Genomic DNA, 19,154 nt, shown 5'->3' with positions numbered 1-19,154 from the left:
GTTTACCATTGAATCGATTGTAACAGTCGGCGTTGGTTCAGGGCGCGAGCGTTCGGTAGGTCGTGGGAACCAGTACGGTATCACGGACCTCGTTGAGTAGTCCCGGATAATCCAGTGTGTAGTGCAACCCCCGACTTTCCCTGCGCTGCAGTGCCGAACAGATGATCAGGTCGGAGACGGTGACCAGGTTCCGAAGTTCCAGCAGGTCGTTGGTCACACGGTAGTTGCTGTAAAACTCTCCGATCTCTGCGGACAGCAGGTCCACCCTGTGCTTGGCCCTCTGGAGCCGCTTGGTGGTCCGCACAATGCCCACGTAGTCCCACATGAAATGCCGCAGCTCGTCCCAGTTATGGGAGATAACAACGTCTTCATCAGAGTCTCTGACCTGGCTTTCGTCCCAGTCCGGGGCTTCTGGTGGTGGCGGAATGTCGGCTTCCCGGCGCGTAATATCCGCAGCGGCGGCGCGTCCATACACCAGGCACTCAAGCAAAGAGTTACTGGCCATGCGGTTGGCACCATGGAGTCCGGTGAAGGCGGCCTCGCCCACCACATAGAGCTGATTGACGTCCGTTCTGGCCCGCTCGTCACTCATGACGCCGCCACAGGTATAGTGGGCTGCCGGAACCACGGGAATGGGCTCGCGTGTGATATCAATGCCAAAGCCCAGGCACTTCTCGTAAATGGTGGGGAAGTGGTGTTTGATGAAGTCGGCGGGTTTGTGGCTGATGTCCAGGTACAGATGATCAGCACCCAGTCGCTTCATCTCATGGTCAATGGCCCGGGCAACGATATCCCTTGGTGCCAGCTCGCCACGCTCGTCAAAGCGATCCATGAACCGCGACCCGTCTGGCAGTTTCAGCAGGCCACCCTCGCCCCTGACCGCTTCCGTGATCAAAAAGGATTTGGCGTGGGGGTGATACAGGCATGTTGGGTGGAATTGATTGAATTCCATGTTCGCGACACGGCATCCTGCCCGCCACGCCATGGCAATCCCGTCTCCGGAGGCACCGTCCGGATTCGTTGTATAGCGATAGGCCTTGGAGGCACCACCGGTAGCAATCACCGTGAATCGTGCCCGGAACAGCTCCACATGGTTGTCTTCAAGATTCAGGATATAGGCACCGACACATCGGTTTCCCGGCAGCGACAGTTTGCGATTGGTGATCAGGTCGACTGCCACCCTTCCCGACATGAGCTCGATGTTCGGACGCGCCTCTGCCTGGGACGTCAAAGTCGTTGAAACCGCATGGCCGGTGGCATCTGCTGCGTGAATGATGCGCCGGTGGCTGTGCCCACCTTCCCGCGTAAGGTGGTAATGCTCATCGCGGTCCCGGGTAAAATCAACGCCGGAATCGATCAGCCAATCGATGCTCTCCTTGCCGTGCTCCACGGTGAAACGTACGGCGTCTTCGTGGCAAAGGCCAGCGCCAGCATTCAGGGTGTCAGTAATGTGGTTTTCAGTGGAATCCTGATCATCCAGGACCGCAGCGATTCCGCCTTGCGCCCAGAGGGTTGCTCCACTGCTGATCTGCGCCTTGCTCACCACGCAGACTTTCAGATGCTCTGGCAGATTGAGGGCGACGGTGAGGCCGGCAGCGCCGCTGCCGATAATGAGAACATCGTATTCGAAGGACTGTGGCATCGGGTCGTTATCGCAGGCCATAATGTGGACGTGTATTGAACTAAACTTTACGCTTGCTGTCTATTTGGCCTGACAGGGTGAGCCGCCTGCGAGGAGGCTTCAGCCCGTTCCATTAACGGACGCCGGATAGCATCAATGACGCAGCGCAACTTGGTACAGGCCGGACAGCTGGCCATCAAATCAGGGAACCCCGGCAACCAGGTCATGACTCCGGATACAGAGAAACGACAGGGCGATCACCCAGACAGCCAGACGGACCTGCAACTGGTACGCAAGGTGCGTAATGGTGATCGCGCCGCCTTCGATCTTCTGGTGGTCAAATACCAGTCCAGGGTCGCCTCAATCATCAGCCGGTACGTCTACGACAGCCAGGAAGTCATGGATCTGACCCAGGAGACCTTCGTCAAAGCGTTCAGGGCAATTGAGCGTTTCCGGGGCGACAGCGCCTTTTATACGTGGCTCTACCGGATAGCCGTGAACACTGCGAAGAATTATCTGGAGTCCCGGGGGCGGCGCCCGCAGAGTAGTGCCGACTCGGCCGAGGCGGAGAATTTCGATGATGGCTCACGACTCCGGGACACTGCATCACCAGAAAGGCTTTTGCAACGGGAACAGCTCCAGAAAGAACTGAACAGGGCTATCGCCCAGCTTCCCGAGGAGCTGCGCTCTGCCTTTTTGCTCCGGGAATACGATGGCCTGAGTTATGAGGATATCGCAGGCATCCTGGAGTGTCCGATCGGCACTGTCCGCTCACGAATATTCAGGGCCCGGGATGCGGTTGATAGGCATCTTGGACCTTTACTCAATCACTCCGTGACGTAATCGAGGTTGCATCCCATGGATGATCGTCTCAGAGAAACATTGTCCGCCATGATGGACGACGAAGCTGACGAACTGTCGGTACGTCGCCTGCTGTCACACGATAGCCAGGATGACGTACGGGCACAGTGGCAGCGTTGGCAGGACGTGCGGGATCTCATGCATGATGGCCACTCCCCGGCCCATGGAATGGACGTCAGTGTTGCTGTCCGTGAATTGCTTGATGGCCGCGGTCCCGCGACAGCCCGGTCAGAGCCGGTTGTCCAGGACAGCAGAGCGGGTCGATGGCACTGGCCGGCGGCGGCTATGGTTGCGATGGCTCTGCTGGTCGGGTTTGGCGCTGGTGCAGGTTGGGACTCGCCCGGTGCCGGTCCGGTTCAGTCCGTGACTGCTGCCGCACCGGAAACGTCTGTGCAGGAACCACCGGTCAGGGAGATTGCCCTGCAGGGTCTGGATGAGGAACAGTGGGAATACATGAGCCGTTACCTGCTCGAGCATGCGCAGCATAACAGCGTAGGTGCCGGGCGTGGTGCCGTCGGCTATGCCCGCCTGGTCAGCGCCAATGGCGCCGGCTACTGAACCCCGGAGCAAGTGTCGTTATGCCCCATACCTTTATCAAGTTGTCCCGATGCCAGGCGCTGTCAGTGCTTTTGGGCCTTCTGCTTGTGCTTGCCGCGCCGCTTCCGGCTGCGGCAGACGAAGAAGAGGCATCCGCCTGGCTTGAAAAGCTGGGGCCGGCATTGAACATGACCTCCTATCGTGGCGTGTTTGTGTACGCCCGCGGCGAGAGTGTTCACTCCATGCAGATTGCCCATCGCTACCGCGATGGTGTTGTCGAGGAGCGACTGGTTCTGCAGGATGGTGGCAGCGGCGAAATCGTTCGCAAAGGCATGAACGTGGTTTGCGTGCTCCCCGAAACCGGCCGTGTGAAGCTTGATCAGGTGATTCCATCAGGCCCGTTTGCCGAAGCATTCACAAGCCAACTGGTACCGGTGAGCCGCTGGTATCGTGCGGAAATGAAAGGCGAGGACCGGGTCGCCGGCTATGAAGTGGTTTCGGTGGCGCTGAGCGCCAGAGATTCTTACCGCTATAGTCACAGACTCTGGCTGGAGAAATCCACCGGGCTGTTGGTAAAGAGTCACGTCAGGAATGCTGAGGGTGAGGTGCTTGAGCAGTTCCAGTTCACCAGCCTGCACATTGGCGAGGACATTCCCGACACCGAATTTGAAATCCGTACCGAAGGTCGGGAAATCTCCAGAACGCTGGATGAGCCCGCTTCCCCGGCAGCTGTGGGGCAACGCATGAACGGCTGGCGGCTGGGCTGGCGTCCTGAGGGGTTTGTGCCCGCCGCCACGCCCCGCTCCGGCAAGGGCCAGGCCGTTGCCTTCTCCGATGGCCTGGCAGCTTTCTCGGTGTTTGTTGAGCCGGCCGGGCCGGTAACCATGCCCACTGGCGCCTCCAAAATTGGCGCCACGACGGTTTACATGCATGAGGTAAAGGAAGGAGAGAGCGCCTTCCTGGTCACCGTCGTGGGCGAACTACCGCCGCAAACAGCCCGTCAGGTTGCTGAGTCGGTACGCATCGAAGATTCATTGGCCCTGGGTGCGGCCGAATCGTGATTACCGAAACCGGCAAGGTTGTCGCGCTCAAGGGCGACCGGGTCTGGGTCCAGACGATTCGAACCAGTGCCTGTCAGAGTTGTGCAGCTCGCAGTGGCTGTGGTCAGAAAGTGCTGGCCGCGGCATCTGGCGGGCGCGCCAACCAGATCCTGGTAATGAACTCGGTCAATGCCAGGGTAGGGGATGAAGTCACCATCGGTATTGACGAGCAAGCCCTGCTGGGCGCTTCTCTTCTGGTCTATGCCCTACCGCTGATCCTGATGGTGGTTGCCAGTGTCCTTGGTCACCAGCTGTCCGGTGGGCACGATGGCGCGGCGATGCTCGCTGCAGTCGCTGGGTTGGCCGTGGGCTTTTTCGCAGGGCGAAAATGGCAGCGGGCCGGTAACCGGGATTATGAGCCCCATCTGGTCCGGGTAAACCGGATTACCTCTGAAAACTGTCCGTAAACCCTACGGTTTTGTAAGTTGAAAATCGATGGGGTGAGCCCCAAATTTACGCCTAGATGTGAGAACAACAGGGGGTACTACATGTCGAGTGCAACAGCAGTTGCCCAACCGCTACGGAATGTTATATCAACAAGGATGCCGGCCATTGTGTTTCTCTTACTGTCCACCGTGCTTCTGGTGGTGTGGAGCCAGGCCAGTGTAGCCCGAAGTTTGCCCGATTTTACCGAGCTGGTTGAAGACAATGCCGGTGCGGTGGTGAACATCAGTACAACCACCGAGCCCCGACGCGGAAATTCCCGCTCTCCTGGCATGCCGTTCGATGAACGCCAGCTCGAACAGCTTCCCGAATTTTTCCAGGATTTCTTTCGCGGCCCCCAGTCTCCATTTGGTGGCGGGCCTGGTAGTTCGCAGCCGCGCCGCTCCATGGGCTCCGGGTTTATCGTATCCTCTGACGGCTACGTACTGACCAACAACCATGTGGTTGAAGGTGCTGATGAGATCATCGTTCGTCTGAACGACCGCCGCGAACTGCCTGCAACCCTGGTTGGAACCGATCCCCGTTCCGATATGGCTGTGCTCAAGATTGAAAACGGCGATGACCTGCCAGTCGTGAAAGTAGGCCAGTCCCGGGATCTGAAAGTTGGTGAATGGGTCTTTGCGATTGGTTCGCCGTTCGGGTTCGACTATACGGTAACTGCCGGAATCGTCAGCGCCCTGGGTCGCTCACTCCCGTCGGAAAACTACGTGCCGTTCATCCAGACTGATGTGGCGATTAATCCCGGCAATTCAGGCGGCCCTCTGTTTAACCTGGATGGCGAAGTTGTGGGTATCAACTCCCAGATCTATACCCGATCCGGCGGCTTCATGGGCGTCTCGTTTGCCATCCCCATTGACGATGCAATGAATGTGTTCCGCCAACTGCGCGACAAGGGTTCGGTGTCCCGCGGCTGGCTCGGGGTGTTGATTCAGGAGGTCAACCGTGATCTGGCCGAGTCCTTTGGCCTGAAACGTCCCCGCGGCGCGCTGATCGCCGAAGTCATGGCGGACTCACCAGCTCAGAAAGCCGGTCTTCAGGCTGGGGATATTGTTCTCAGCTATGATGGCGATGAGGTTCAGCTTTCTTCTGATTTGCCACCTATGGTGGGCCGCACTCCAGTTGGTGAAACGGCCGAGCTGCAAGTCCTCCGTGGTGGCGAAGAGATCGAACTTCAGGTTGAAATTGGTCGACTCCCCGAGGAGGGAAGTCAGCAGGCTTCAGCGCCGTCCAGCGACAGCAGTGGTCCCGCGTCGGCGCCTCTGGGCATGATGGTTGAGCCGCTTCCTGCGGATATGGCCGACTCCATGGGTGTTGAAGGCGGCGTTGTGGTAAATAATGTTGCCCGAGGTGCTGCGGCTGATGCCGGCATTCGGGCGGGCGATGTGATCACTGAAATTAACCGCAAGAAAGTGAGATCTGTAGAGGAGTTCCGCGAAGCCGTGCGGTCACTGCCCGAGGGCAAGGCGGTATCGGTACGGGTGGTGCGTCAAGGGCGTGCTCTGTACCTGGTGATGAAGCCCTGATATTGCCCGGCTGAACCGGTCTGGCTAATCCAAAAGCCCCCGCAGGTGTCGGAAACGACACCTGCGGGGGCTTTTGTTATACTTGGTCGACCAATAAAAACGAGTGGCCATGGAACGGACCAGCCCCATGATGAACAGACAGGAACTCTCTCTTCGCAAGTTACTGGAATTTCGCAATGCCTGGGTTGCCTGGCTGATTTTTGCAGTTGCCATTGCCGTAACCGTACTGCTCTGGCAGGTTTCCATCAGGCTGGTCGAAGACCGCACGGAAGCCCGCTTTCGCACCCAATCCCTGCAACTGAAATCCGCCATCGAAGAACGCCTGCTGAACTACGAACAGGTGCTGGCTGGTAGTGCCGGTCTGTTTGCAGTGACCGGTGATGTTTCCCGCGATCAGTGGCGCGAATATGTCGACAAGGTGGATATTAACCGTTACTACCCCGGCATTCAGGGTATTGGCTATGTTCGCCGTATCGGTGTCCGCCAGATGGCCGATCACATTGCGTCTGTCCGGGCGGAGGGGGTACACAATTACCTTGTGAATCCGCTGGGCAGTGGCCCTTATTACTATCCCATGGTTTACCTGGAGCCGGGCACTGAACGCAACCGCCGGGCCCTTGGCTACGATGCCTTCAGCGATCCCATCCATCGTCGGGCCATGGAACAGGCACGTGATGAGGCGGTCCCCACCGTGACTGCCAAGGTGGTGTTGGTTCAGGAAGAACTCGGCGAAGATCAGGCAAGTTTCCTGATGTACTACCCGGTGTACCAGGGCGGGACCGTCCCCGAGATCCGGGCCGAGCGTCGCATGATGCTGGCTGGTTACGTGTTCAGTGCCTTCCGGATGAACAACCTGATAGACGGCATCGTCGGCCTCATTTCGCCATTTCTGGATGTCCGCATCTACGATGCCGGAGTGGTGGACCGGCAGAACCTGATGTATGGCTCCAATCTGGGTTCCCTCGATAACGAATTCAGTTTCCAGATGAGCCAGACAATCAGCCACGGTGGTCGCGATTGGCTTTTGCAGACCCGCTCCACCCCCGCCTTTGATTTTCTGGCTTCGGACCCGCGCCCCCCAATCGTTCTGGGCAGCGGCTTGGTGATCAGTGCCTTGCTGTTCCTCTTCGTGCTGGCGCTGATCCGGTCACGCCTGATGGCGCAGATCAGTGCCGGTCGGTATCGGGCGATTACCGAGGGCGCCGCCAATGTCACTCTGGTGATGGATCGCGCGGGCAAAGCTCTGTATGCGAGCCCGTCCAGCCTCGATATTCTTGGCTTTGAGCCAGACCAGGTTCAGTCACTGGACTTTGAAGAGCTGGTCCACGGTGATGACTGGCCTCAGCTGAAGAAAGGCTTTGACGATTCCGTGCAGTCGCCGGGCAAACAGATGCCGGTGATTCGGGTTCGTATTCGCGATGCCGAGGGGCAGTGGCGGGATATGGAAGGCACCTTCACCGCCATGTTGTCGGTGCCCGGTGTTAATGGCGTCGTGCTCAGTCTGCGCGATCTGACCCAGCTCAAGGCCGCACAATCGGAACTGCACCGGTTGGCCTTCTACGATCCGCTCACTGGCCTGGCGAACCGGCAACTGTTCCGGGACCGACTCAACCATGTGGTCAGCCGCAGCCGCCGAAGCGGTGAGCCGGCCGCACTCATGTTCCTGGATCTGGACGGGTTCAAGCGTATCAACGATACCCTGGGACATGATTCCGGTGACGAGCTCCTGCGCCAGGTGGCCCAATGGCTGGTGGGGTGTGTTCGCGAGGAGGACTCGGTTGCCCGGCTCGGCGGCGACGAGTTTGTGGTGTTATTGTCCCGCATCAGCGATTCGGACGCCGCCAGCAAGGTGGCAGAGACGATCCTGCGCAGTTTGTGCCAGCGGATCCGGCTGAACGATCATGAAGTCGGGATCACGGTCAGTATTGGCATTACCATGATCCCGCACGACAGCGAGGATGCCGGGACCCTGATGAAATATGCCGACCTGGCCATGTATCGCGCCAAGGAGCTCGGGCGGAATACTTTCCAGTTCTTCACGCCGGCCATGAATATCAAGGCGGCCCGCCGTCTTCTGCAGCAGGAGGAGTTGGCGACGGCGTTGGGCGGCGACCGCTTCGTTCTGCATTACCAGCCGAAGATTGATCTGGCCAGTGAACGGGTCATCGGGGTTGAGGCGTTCCTGCGTTGGCATCACCCTGAGAAGGGCCTGGTCTCTGCCCAGCAGTTCATCGGTCTGGCCGAGGAGACGGGCCTGATTGTGCGCCTGGGTGAGTGGGCCCTGCGGCAGGCCTGTATTCAGGTGCAGGCTCTTGAGCGGGCCGGTTTTGAATCCCTGAAAATGGCGGTGAATCTGTCGGTTCGACAGCTGACCGATTCGGGCTTTCTGGACATGATCCGGCAGGTTATTACGGAAACCGGCGTGTCACCCGAGCGCCTGGAGCTCGAAATGCCGGCGGAACTGCTCAATGAAGATCCGCGAATGCTCCGGGAACTGCTGGTATCGCTCCATGATCTTGGGGTTTGCCTGATTCTCGACGATTTTGGAACCGGTTCCTGTTCACTGGTCTCGCTGCAACAGTTGCCGCTGGATGTGATCAAGATCGATCACCGGTTCATTCGGGACATTCCTTATAATGTCAGTGCTACGGACGTCGCATCGGCGGTCATTGCCCTGGCCCGCAAGCTCCATCTCACGGTGGTCGCAGAGGGTGTGGAAACTCCGCAGCAGCTGAGCTTCCTCAAAACCCATGGCTGCGCCCAGTGCCAGGGGAACCTGTTCAGCTATCCGCTGGACGAGGATGCCCTCATTGGTTTCCTGATCCGGCAGTACGAAAGGCCGCTGATTTCCTGATCATGGCAATGGCGGCCGGTAACCGGTAAAATCACGCCGTTCCCGGACCCCGGTAGCGGCCTCTCCGGGCTCAATCCTTCGTCTTAACTGAGTATTCATTGTCTGTGACTGAACTGAGCCGAATCCGTAACTTTTCCATCATCGCCCACATCGACCATGGCAAATCCACGCTGGCAGACCGTTTTATCCAGGTTTGCGGCGGCCTGACCGACCGTGAAATGGCCGAGCAGGTCCTGGATTCCATGGATCTTGAGCGGGAGCGGGGGATTACCATCAAGGCCCAGAGTGTCACTCTGAATTACAAAGCCCGTGACGGTCAGGAATACAAACTGAACTTCATCGACACCCCGGGCCATGTGGATTTTTCCTACGAGGTTTCGCGCTCTCTATATGCCTGCGAAGGGGCCCTGCTGGTGGTGGATGCCGGGCAGGGCGTCGAGGCCCAGTCCGTGGCCAATTGCTATACCGCCATTGAGCAGGGGCTGGAAGTGGTGCCGGTTCTGAACAAGATGGATCTGCCCCAGGCCGAGCCGGAGCGGGTAGCGGCGGAAATCGAGGATATCATTGGTATCGAAGCCTCTGATGCGGTCCGCTGCAGCGCCAAGAGCGGCATGGGTGTTGAGGACGTGCTGGAGGATCTCATCAAGAAGATCCCGCCGCCAAAGGGTGACCGGGATGCGCCGCTGCAGGCTCTGATCATCGATTCTTGGTTCGACAACTATCTCGGCGTGGTATCTCTGGTGCGTGTGACCGAGGGTACCCTGAAAAAGGGTGACAAGATCGTTATCAAGTCTACCGGCAAGGCCTGGAACGCCGACAAGGTCGGTATATTTAATCCCAAGCCGAAAGACACTGACGTACTTGAATCCGGTGACGTTGGCTTTGTTGTGGCCGGTATCAAGGATATCCACGGTGCGCCGGTGGGTGACACCATCGTGCATCAGAAGTTTGCCGAACAGACCCCCATGCTTCCCGGGTTCAAGAAGGTCAAACCCCAGGTTTATGCCGGGCTGTTCCCGGTCAGTGCCGATGACTACAACGATTTCCGGGATGCCCTGGAAAAGCTCACCCTGAACGATGCCTCCCTGTTTTTCGAGCCGGAAAACTCCGATGCCCTCGGTTTCGGTTTCCGCTGTGGTTTCCTGGGCATGCTGCACATGGAAATTATCCAGGAGCGGCTGGAGCGGGAATACGACATCGACCTGATTACCACCGCACCAACGGTGATCTATGAGGTGGTTACCAAGCAGGGTGAGACTCTGTCGGTAGACAACCCGTCGCGGCTTCCGGATATTGGTTCCATTGAGGAAATGCGTGAGCCGATTGTGGAAGCGAATATCCTGGTGCCCCAGGAACATATCGGCAACGTCATCGCCCTGTGCGAGGAAAAGCGTGGCGTTCAGAAGAACATGCACTTCATGACCACCCAGGTTCAGCTTACCTATGAGCTGCCCATGGCGGAGGTGGTGATGGACTTCTTCGACCGGATCAAGTCGGCCAGCCGCGGTTTTGCCTCACTGGACTATCACTTTACCCGATTCCAGACCGCCAACCTGGTGCGGCTGGATGTGCTGATCAATGGCGAACGAGTTGATGCCCTGGCCCTGATCGTGCACAAAGAACAGGCTCATCACAAAGGTCGCCAGCTGATCGAAAAGATGAAGGAACTGATTCCGAGGCAGATGTTCGACATTGCCATTCAGGCCGCCATCGGCAATCAGGTGGTGTCGCGGGTCACGGTCAAGGCGCTGCGCAAGAACGTAACCGCCAAGTGTTACGGTGGTGACGTCAGCCGGAAGAAAAAACTGCTGCAGAAGCAGAAAGAAGGTAAAAAGCGTATGAAGCAGCTGGGTAATGTCGAGGTGCCTCAGGAAGCGTTTCTTGCCGTATTGAAAGTAGATAAATAAAAGGCTTCCCGGATGGATATTGATTTTCCCCTGGTACTGGTGGTGCTGACCTTTGCGACAGGTCTGATCTGGCTGGCGGACAAGCTGTTTCTTCGTGAGCGCCGGCTTGCTGCCTACCGTGCCAGTGGTGCTTCCGGAGAGGTCGGTGAGGGCTCATCGGAGGAGCCGAAAGAGCCCTACCTGGTCGACCTGAGCCGATCGTTTTTTCCGGTACTGGCGATTGTCTTGGTGCTGCGCTCCTTCCTGGTGGAGCCCTTTCAGATTCCATCGGGATCCATGCTGCCGACCCTTGAGGTGGGCGACTTCATTCTGGTGAACAAATACGCCTACGGCCTAAGGCTGCCTGTTGCCGGAACCAAAGTGGTTCCCGTCGGCGATCCCCAACGCGGCGATGTCATGGTGTTCCGCTATCCGGAAGATGGTCAGACCAACTACATCAAACGAGTGATTGGCCTGCCCGGCGATCATGTTCGCTATCGTGACAAGCAGCTGTACATCAACGGGGAGAAGGTCGAAACCCGATTTATCGCCAGACTCCCGCCGATGGAGCTGCGTCGTGAGGACCTGGGTGAAGTCGAACACGACATTTTCCTGACCATGGGCCGGCCCGGTGGCAGTGGTGAGGGCGAGTGGGTGGTGCCCGAAGGCCATTATTTTGTCATGGGTGACAATCGCGATAACAGTAATGACAGCCGCTACTGGGGCACGGTCCCGGACGAGCTGGTAGTGGGCAAGGCCTTCGCTATCTGGATGCACTGGAAATCCCTAACCAGTCTGCCATCCTTTGATCGTGTAGGCGGAATCGAGTAATTCGGACTATCTGGAGCGCAGTCATAATGCAGAAAAACAATCTTTCCGGCATGGGCCGTCAGCGGGGTGCCTCGGCATTGACCATGATGGTTATGGTGCTGTTTTTTGGTGGCTTGCTGACGCTGGTGATCAAGCTGGGTCCCGCCTACCTTGATGACATCACCATTCAGGAAGCGCTGGAAAGCCTGGATGGTACAGAAGGCCTCTCTCAGATGGGGCCAGCCCAGGTTCGCACACTGATTAACAAGCGGCTCAGTGTGAACAATGTCCGGGGCTTTGATGCCAAGAACATTTCAGTCGATAAGGATGGCGACCTGGTCGTCATCAACGTTGATTACGAAGTGCGTAACAACCTGTTCAGCAATGTGGATACGGTGGTTCACTTCAAACACACCTATGAGATGAAGGGCAAGTGAGTTCACAACCGGACCTGGATCAGTTACAGCGACGCATCGGCTATCAGTTCAAATCGCCGGAGCGACTTCTGCTGGCACTTACTCACCGGAGCTACGGAAACCAGAATAACGAGCGTCTGGAATTTCTCGGCGACTCCATCGTGAACATGGTGATTGCCGAGTATCTGTTTCTGCACTTCGAAAAAGCCCGTGAAGGCCAGCTGAGCCGCCTGCGGGCCCGCATGGTAAAGGGCGTGACCCTGGCTGAGATCGGCCGGGAATTCCAGCTTGGAGGTTACCTCCGGCTGGGCTCCGGAGAGTTGAAAAGCGGAGGCTACCGTCGGGAATCCATCCTGGCCGATGCCGTGGAATCGATCATCGGCGCCATCTATCTGGACAGCGATTTTCACACCTGCCGGGAGCAGGTTCTGCGTTGGTTTGAGCACCGGTTGGAGAAGCTTGATCTCCAGGATACCCAGAAAGATCCCAAGACCCGTTTGCAGGAATACCTCCAGTCTCGCCAGTTTCCATTGCCACGCTATGACGTCATTTCCGTGGACGGCGAGGCTCACAACCAGACATTTCACGTATCCTGTGCGCTGCCTTCGCTGGACCGAAAGACCACCGGGACTGGTAGCAGCCGCCGGGTGGCCGAGCAGCAGGCAGCCCGTAACGCCCTGAAAGAACTGGGCGTGGAGAATCAGTAATGAACGATATCACCCGTCCGGAAAACCCGGACAGTCGCTGCGGTTTCGTGGCTATCGTCGGTCGTCCTAACGTAGGGAAGTCCACGCTGCTCAATCACATTCTCGGGCAGAAACTGAGCATTACCTCCCGCAAGCCCCAGACCACCCGTCATCAGGTGCTTGGTATCAAGACCGTCGGTCCGGTCCAGGCGATCTATGTGGACACACCGGGCATGCACGAGGAAGAGCCTCGGGCCATCAACCGTTATATGAACAAGGCTGCCACCTCAGCGCTCATTGATGTCGATGTGGTGGTTTTTGTGGTGGACCAGCTGGCCTGGACCACCGCGGATGAGATGGTGCTGGAGAAGCTCAGCCGGCTGAAATGCCCGGTGATTCTGGCGGTAAACAAGGTCGATAAGATCGAAAAGCGGGAAAGCCTGCTTCCGCATCTGGATATGCTCTCGAAAAAGCGTGAATTTGCCGAGATCATTCCGCTTTCGGCACTGAAAGAGACCAATCTCGAGCCTTTGGAAGAGGCGGTGGGGCGTTTCCTGCCGGAGAGTATTCACTTCTACCCGGACGATCAGATCACCGATCGCAGTGAACGTTTCCTGGCATCGGAGATTGTCCGGGAAAAGATTACCCGCCAGTTGGGGGCCGAATTGCCATACTCCGTGGCCGTAGAGATCGAGGAGTTCAAGCGGGAGGGCAAGACCCTGCACATTTCCGCCCTGATCCTGGTCGAGCGCGAAGGTCAGAAGAAGATCATCATCGGCGAGAAGGGCGAGCGGATGCGTCGGATTGGTCAGGAGGCTCGCACGGACATGGAGCGACTTTTCGATAGCAAGATCATGCTCAGACTCTGGGTCAAGGTGAAGCGCGGATGGGCAGACAGCGACCGGGCCCTGAAGAGCCTGGGCATGAACGACCTCTGAGGCGGTTATGAAGGGGCCTGAGCTGCAGGAGCCCGCTTATGTCCTTCACCGCCGCCCCTGGCGGGAAACCAGCCTTATGGTGGATCTGTTTTCCCTGAACCATGGCCGGATGACCGTCATCGCCCGGGGCGCGAACAGCGCCAAAAGCCCCCTGAAAGCCCAGCTACAACCTTTTCAGCCCCTGATCGTGGACTGGGCCGGCCGGGGCGACCTGAAAACCCTTACCCAGGTAGATGTTCGAACCGGCCCGACCCTGAGTCGGACAGTTTCACTATACAGCGGCCTTTACCTGAATGAACTGTTGCAGCGGGTTCTGCCCGCCGCTGACCCCCATCCGACCCTCTTTGCAGCCTATATAGATGCCATCCGGCAGCTGTCCGACACCATGGATGTTGAGCCGGTGCTGCGGAGGTTCGAACGGGCCTTTGCCGCCGCCCTGGGCTTCGACTTCGCCTGGGACCTCGCCACTGATAGCGGGCAATCCGTCGAGCCCGGCCGGGAGTATTGTTATGATCCGGAACAGGGCATTGTTTTCGGGCTGTCACCGGGTGTGCGCCTGCGGAATCTCCCGGGTGATGTTTTACTGGATCTGGCCCGCGATGATCTGCAATCGGACAGCGCCCGGCGGTTGGCGAAACGGGTCATGCGGGTACTGATTGACTATCTTCTGCAGGGTCGCCCCCTGAACAGTCGCAGCCTTTTCACTCACCTTCGGGGAGAATCCCATGAATCCTAGAGTACTGCTTGGCGTCAACATTGATCACGTAGCCACCCTCCGCCAGGCGAGGGGAACCCGGTATCCCGACCCGGTGCAGGCAGCACTGATGGCCGAGGAAGCCGGGGCGGACGGCATCACGATCCATCCCAGGGAAGACCGGCGTCATATCCAGGATCGGGATGTGCTGTTACTCAAAGAAGTGCTCCAGACCAAGATGAACCTGGAAATGGCCGTTACCGATGCCATGCTGGCGTTCGCCGAGCAGGTGCGGCCGGAATGTGTCTGCCTGGTGCCGGAAAAGCGTGAGGAATTGACCACCGAAGGCGGTCTGGATGTCGAGGGTCAGGAATCCCGCGTGGCCAAAGCCTGTGAGCGTCTCGCCCGCATTGGCTCCGAAGTGTCATTGTTTATTGACCCGGACCCGGCCCAGATAGATGCCGCAGTGCGTTGCGGAGCGCCGGTGGTGGAGCTGCACACCGGTGAGTATGCCGAAGCGGAGACGCCAGAGGCTGAGAACGCTGCGTTCAAGACGATTGCCGATGCGGTGGCCTATGCCCGCAAGAAAGGGCTGATCGTCAATGCCGGCCACGGTCTGCATTATCACAACACCGAGCGGGTGGCGGCGATTCACGGTATCAACGAATTGAATATTGGCCATGCCATTATCGCCCGCGCGGTGTTTACCGGTCTGAAAGAGGCGGTTCGGGATATGAAGGCCATTATCGATCAGGCCCGGAGCCGGGCCTGATTCGGCGTTTTGTCAGGTGGTTTCCGCGGCCTCGCGGCGTTCGCGGAACAGCTGTTGCCAGTCGGTCTGGTCACTCCAGATCTCAAGCCGCTCCATCGCGGACAGCAACTGGTCTTTCTGGTGTTCCAGATCCGGTGCGGCGCATTTGATCGCCGTTTCCAGGTGATTGGCCGCGGCCCGCAGTTCGGGTACGCCGCAGTAGCGGGTCGCGCCGTGGAGTTTGTGGACGCACTCGAGCAACTCATCCATATGCTCGCCGGTCCAGAGCTCCGGTATTCGCGCCCGATCCACATGGACCTGTTCCAGCAGCATACTGAACAGTTCTTCGGCGAGGTCGGCCTTTCCGGCGGCGAGCTGAATACTCTCCTCGACACTGACGCAGTCCTGTTGCATTTTTCGGGTTGACGGCCGCAGGGTCCGGCGCGTGTCGCGGACTTCCGGCACCGGGAGCCGACCGTTGCCACTGTTCTTGGGGCAGATATAACCAGTGTACTCATGGATGATTTCGGTCAGCTGTCCGCTGCTGATCGGTTTTGGCATGTAGCCATCGAAACCTTGCTTGGTCAGCCGTTCCTGCTCGTCGGCCAGGGCATGGGCAGTTAGGGCAATGATCGGCGTCCGGTGATTGCCGGTATCCATCTCCCTCAGCCTGGCCGTGGTTTCCACTCCGTCCATGCCGGGCATCTGCAGATCCATGAACACCAGGTCGAAGGGCTTCTGTCTGGCCTTGCTCAGGGCCTCAAAACCACTGGAGGCGCTTTCGGCCTCCAGTTGGCAGTCTTCCAACAAAGTCATCACCAGTTTCAGGTTGGCGTCGTTGTCATCCACCGCCAGTACCCTGGGAACATTGGCAGTGGTCACGGGGTTGGCGGAAGTCTCGTACTCAGGGGCCCGACCGCCGGAATGGATGCCGTGCACCAGTAGCAGAAGCTCATCGTAAAGCGAGTCCCGGCACACCGGTTTGGTGAGATGGCCGCTGGCAAGCCCCGATAGGGGTGTGTCGTGGGTTTCCAGCGTGGGCGTCAGCAACAGTGTCCGGCAATCCCGTTCAATCTCCAGGGTACGGACAAGGCCACAATACTGGCTGGAATTGAGCAGGTGGCGGGTGATGCCGACAATGGCCACGGCATAACCGGTCTGGCTTTTCTGGGCCTCTTCGATCTGTTCCTGTAGTGCTCCGGGTGAGGCCACCCGGTCCACCACCATGCCCCAATCCCGCAGCAGGTGTTCCACCGCCAGCCCGGTGGTTTTCTGTTGTTCCAGGTAGATCACCCGTTCCCCACGCAGGCCATCACGCGGGGCAATGGCTTCTCCGCTGGTGGTAAGCTCCGAGGTCAGGGTGAACCAGAAGGTCGAGCCTTTGCCGAGCTCGCTCTCAAGTCCTATCTTGCCTCCCATTTCTTCGACCAGGCGTTTGGAAATGGCCAGTCCGAGGCCGGTGCCGCCGTATTGCCGGGCGGTGGAAGCATCGGCCTGACTGAAGGCGTTGAACAGGGATTGCTGCTGGGCGCGGGAGAGGCCCACTCCGGAATCCGTGATGCTCAGGCGCAGGGTTACACGGTTGGTATCGGCTTCTTCCTCTTCCAGGCTTGCCCGCAGGACCACCTCGCCGGTCTGGGTAAACTTGATGGCGTTGTTGACCAGGTTGGTGATCACCTGTTTGACGCGCAAAGGGTCACCCATGATGTTGTCCGGCACATCGTTGTAGACCAGCGGCACCAGATCCAGGTTCTTGGCATGGGCGGCCGGCGCCAGCATGACCATGACTTCCTCGACAATATCCCGCAACTGGAAAGGCACCCGGTCCAGGATCAGCTTGCCGGCCTCGATCTTCGAGAAATCCAGAATGTCGTTAATGATGGTCAGAAGGATCTCTGAGGACTTCCTGATGGTGCTCAGATGGTCCCGTTGCTGCCTTGGCAGGGGGCTCTTCAGTAGAAGTTCGGTGAAACCGATGATGCCATTCAGCGGGGTTCGGATCTCGTGGGACATGTTGGCCAGGAACTCGGATTTTATCCGGCTGGCCTCGAGCGCCTCTTTCCTGGCGAAATCCAGCTCAATGTTCTGGATCTCGATGGTTTCCAGGGTTTCCCGCAGGTCTTCGGTGGCCTGGTCGATGTTCTGCTGCATTTCTGCCTGGGCCTTGCTCAGCTCTTCAGCCATGGCATTGAGGCCGGACTCCAGTTGTTCAAATTCGGGGCCGGCGCCGGTGTATACGCGGGTATCCAGCTTGCCTTCCTTGAGTTTGGCCACCGCCTCGTTCAGTTCAAATACCGGGTTGGTGAACGCGCGGCTCAGGCGCAGTGCAATGGCCATGCTGAGAATAACGCCGCCGATAATGAGCAGCAGGGAGATCAGCAGGGCCTTGTAGGTCTCTTTTTCGGTGCGGATGTGTGACATTTCCACAACCACCCAGCCCAGAGGCTCCCGCAGATTCGACATGGACTGGCGGGCATCCGGGTCGAGCATGCTCTCGATCATCAGATCCTGAAGAAAGACGGGGGTGATAAACCGGGTGCTGTTTTCCCGGGAAATCCGGGTTGCGTGCTCGGCGGTAAGTTCCTCCGACCTGACAGTCTCCGAGCTTCCCGGCCCGGTGTGAAGCAGGCGCGAGCCGTCGCTACCGAAGAAGGTAATGGAGCGCACGTCCTGCTCTTCCAGGAGCGCATTGGAGAGACTGCTCAGGAGGCTACGGTTTGCGGTAAACAGGCCATATTCGGAACCAGCGGCGAGCTGGCGGGAGAGAGATTCGCCCCGGTCCTTCAGAAGGCTCTCGATATTGTTGACCCAGCTGTAGGTGAAGAAAAGCCCCAGCATCAGGGTGGTCAGCAGGGTGGGAACCAGCGTGACCACCAAAACTTTCTTGCGAATGCCCCAACGTCGCATACCGTGTTCCTGAATTATTGCTTTTGTCCGCACCGCAGGGCGGAAAACGTCCGTGTTAAGAATAGCTGATCCGGAACGGGATAACTGTGGTATCAGTCCCGGCGGTACCGGAAAATCCCGCATCGGATATAGCCGCCGGTCATGGATATAGCGAGAAGCTGTATTGGGAGACCGGGGCGATAACGCGTATCATGCGAAGCCAAAAGTGTACCACAGGGTTATCATATGCATTTTCCCACCATTGAAGATTATGTCGGGCACACCCCTCTGGTTCGCCTGCAGCGTCTCCCCGGTGAGACCAGTAACGTGATTCTGGCCAAGCTGGAGGGTAACAATCCGGCCGGCTCGGTGAAGGATCGTCCGGCCATCAGCATGATCCAGGAGGCTGAGCGCCGGGGCGACATAAAACCGGGTGACACCCTGATCGAGGCAACCAGCGGTAACACCGGCATTGCCCTTGCCATGGCGGCTGCGATCAAGGGTTACCGCATGGTACTGATTATGCCCGCGAACATGAGTGAGGAGCGCCGGGCGTCCATGCGCGCCTATGGTGCGGAGATTGTCACGGTCACCAAGGAAGAGGGGATGGAAACGGCCCGTGACCTGGCGCTCAAGATGCAGGCAGAGGGCAAGGGCAGGGTGCTGGATCAGTTCAGCAACCAGGACAACCCGCTGGCGCACTACCGCACCACCGGTCCCGAGATTTGGGAACAGACCGGTGGCCGTGTCACCCATTTTGTCAGCTCCATGGGAACCACCGGCACCATCATGGGCGTGTCCCGTTACCTGAAGGAGCGCAACCCGGATATCCAGATTATCGGGCTTCAGCCCAAAGAAGGCGCGGCCATACCCGGGATCCGGCGCTGGCCAGAGGCCTACCTGCCCAAAATCTATGATGCCGCACGGGTGGACGAGGTTCTTGATATTGGCCAGGAGGAAGCCGAGAACACCATGCGAGCCCTGGCTTCCGAGGAAGGCATCTTCTGTGGTGTTTCTTCCGGTGGTTCGATCGCGGCGGCTCTCAAACTCTCTGAGCAGGTTGAAAACGCCATCATCGTGGCCATTATCTGTGACCGCGGCGACCGCTATCTTTCCACCGGTGTGTTCCCCGGCGCCTGAACACGAC

Annotated in this window: 16 protein-coding genes; 14 read left to right on the top strand and 2 right to left on the bottom strand. The window is 58.4% G+C overall.

Going from position 1 to position 19,154, the window contains the following annotated elements; genetic code table 11:
* Window positions 1-37 precede the first annotated feature (37 nt).
* On the bottom strand, window positions 38-1,642 hold the full coding sequence (gene nadB, locus GJU83_RS13265; RefSeq protein WP_194839000.1) for an L-aspartate oxidase: 1,605 nt from the start codon (window positions 1,640-1,642) through the stop codon (window positions 38-40).
* Between the two features lie 135 nt (window positions 1,643-1,777).
* Here nadB and rpoE point away from each other — a divergent pair, with 135 nt between their 5' ends.
* From rpoE to pdxJ, 13 genes are all read left to right on the top strand, one after another.
* Entirely contained in the window at window positions 1,778-2,464 is a 687-nt protein-coding gene (gene rpoE, locus GJU83_RS13260) for an RNA polymerase sigma factor RpoE (RefSeq protein ID WP_306344440.1), read from the top strand.
* A gap of 15 nt (window positions 2,465-2,479) precedes the next feature.
* Complete coding sequence (locus GJU83_RS13255; protein ID WP_069184113.1) at window positions 2,480-3,040, top strand: sigma-E factor negative regulatory protein; 561 nt, start codon at window positions 2,480-2,482, stop codon at window positions 3,038-3,040.
* Between the two features lie 20 nt (window positions 3,041-3,060).
* Window positions 3,061-4,080 (top strand): MucB/RseB family sigma factor regulatory protein, encoded by a 1,020-nt coding sequence (locus GJU83_RS13250; RefSeq protein ID WP_228289986.1) that lies wholly within the window; start codon window positions 3,061-3,063, stop codon window positions 4,078-4,080.
* Complete coding sequence (locus GJU83_RS13245) at window positions 4,077-4,526, top strand: SoxR reducing system RseC family protein (protein ID WP_069184115.1); 450 nt, start codon at window positions 4,077-4,079, stop codon at window positions 4,524-4,526. The genes GJU83_RS13250 and GJU83_RS13245 overlap by 4 nt, the downstream gene beginning before the upstream one ends.
* Before the next feature lie 135 nt (window positions 4,527-4,661).
* A complete protein-coding gene (locus GJU83_RS13240; protein ID WP_069184116.1) occupies window positions 4,662-6,086 on the top strand; it encodes a DegQ family serine endoprotease in 1,425 nt (474 codons plus the stop codon).
* 127 nt (window positions 6,087-6,213) lie between these two features.
* Window positions 6,214-8,940, top strand: coding sequence for a bifunctional diguanylate cyclase/phosphodiesterase (locus tag GJU83_RS13235; protein WP_069184117.1), 2,727 nt, complete (start codon window positions 6,214-6,216; stop codon window positions 8,938-8,940).
* A 104-nt stretch (window positions 8,941-9,044) separates the two neighbouring features.
* The gene (lepA, locus tag GJU83_RS13230; RefSeq protein WP_069184275.1) at window positions 9,045-10,847 is read left to right on the top strand and encodes a translation elongation factor 4; all 1,803 of its coding nucleotides are present in this window, start codon (window positions 9,045-9,047) and stop codon (window positions 10,845-10,847) included.
* Between the two features lie 12 nt (window positions 10,848-10,859).
* A complete protein-coding gene (gene lepB, locus GJU83_RS13225; RefSeq protein ID WP_153634529.1) occupies window positions 10,860-11,657 on the top strand; it encodes a signal peptidase I in 798 nt (265 codons plus the stop codon).
* 26 nt (window positions 11,658-11,683) lie between these two features.
* Window positions 11,684-12,073 carry a DUF4845 domain-containing protein gene (locus tag GJU83_RS13220; RefSeq protein ID WP_069184119.1) on the top strand — a complete coding sequence of 130 codons (390 nt, stop codon included), beginning with the start codon at window positions 11,684-11,686 and terminating at the stop codon, window positions 12,071-12,073.
* Window positions 12,070-12,759, top strand: a complete 690-nt coding sequence (gene rnc / locus GJU83_RS13215) for a ribonuclease III (protein ID WP_153634528.1) — start codon at window positions 12,070-12,072, stop codon at window positions 12,757-12,759. The genes GJU83_RS13220 and rnc overlap by 4 nt, the downstream gene beginning before the upstream one ends.
* Window positions 12,759-13,676, top strand: coding sequence for a GTPase Era (gene era, locus GJU83_RS13210; RefSeq protein WP_153634527.1), 918 nt, complete (start codon window positions 12,759-12,761; stop codon window positions 13,674-13,676). Before rnc ends, era begins: the two co-directional genes overlap by 1 nt.
* A gap of 7 nt (window positions 13,677-13,683) precedes the next feature.
* Window positions 13,684-14,412, top strand: a complete 729-nt coding sequence (gene recO / locus GJU83_RS13205; RefSeq protein WP_153634526.1) for a DNA repair protein RecO — start codon at window positions 13,684-13,686, stop codon at window positions 14,410-14,412.
* Window positions 14,402-15,142: a pyridoxine 5'-phosphate synthase gene (gene pdxJ, locus GJU83_RS13200; protein ID WP_153634525.1), complete on the top strand. Its 741-nt coding sequence runs from the start codon at window positions 14,402-14,404 to the stop codon at window positions 15,140-15,142. The genes recO and pdxJ overlap by 11 nt, the downstream gene beginning before the upstream one ends.
* Window positions 15,143-15,154: 12 nt before the next feature.
* On the opposite strand, the gene GJU83_RS13195 is transcribed toward pdxJ, so the two are convergent.
* Window positions 15,155-18,028, bottom strand: a complete 2,874-nt coding sequence (locus GJU83_RS13195) for an ATP-binding protein (RefSeq protein WP_153634524.1) — start codon at window positions 18,026-18,028, stop codon at window positions 15,155-15,157.
* 225 nt (window positions 18,029-18,253) lie between these two features.
* Between GJU83_RS13195 and cysM the strand changes: the two genes are divergently transcribed.
* Window positions 18,254-19,147 (top strand): cysteine synthase CysM, encoded by an 894-nt coding sequence (cysM, locus tag GJU83_RS13190; protein ID WP_069184125.1) that lies wholly within the window; start codon window positions 18,254-18,256, stop codon window positions 19,145-19,147.
* The last annotated feature ends 7 nt before the right edge of the window (window positions 19,148-19,154 follow it).

The sequence above is a fragment of the Marinobacter salsuginis genome (assembly GCF_009617755.1).
GTDB lineage: Bacteria > Pseudomonadota > Gammaproteobacteria > Pseudomonadales > Oleiphilaceae > Marinobacter > Marinobacter salsuginis.
Note: the sequence above shows the minus strand (reverse complement) of the source record. Positions and strands in the feature narration are given on the sequence as shown.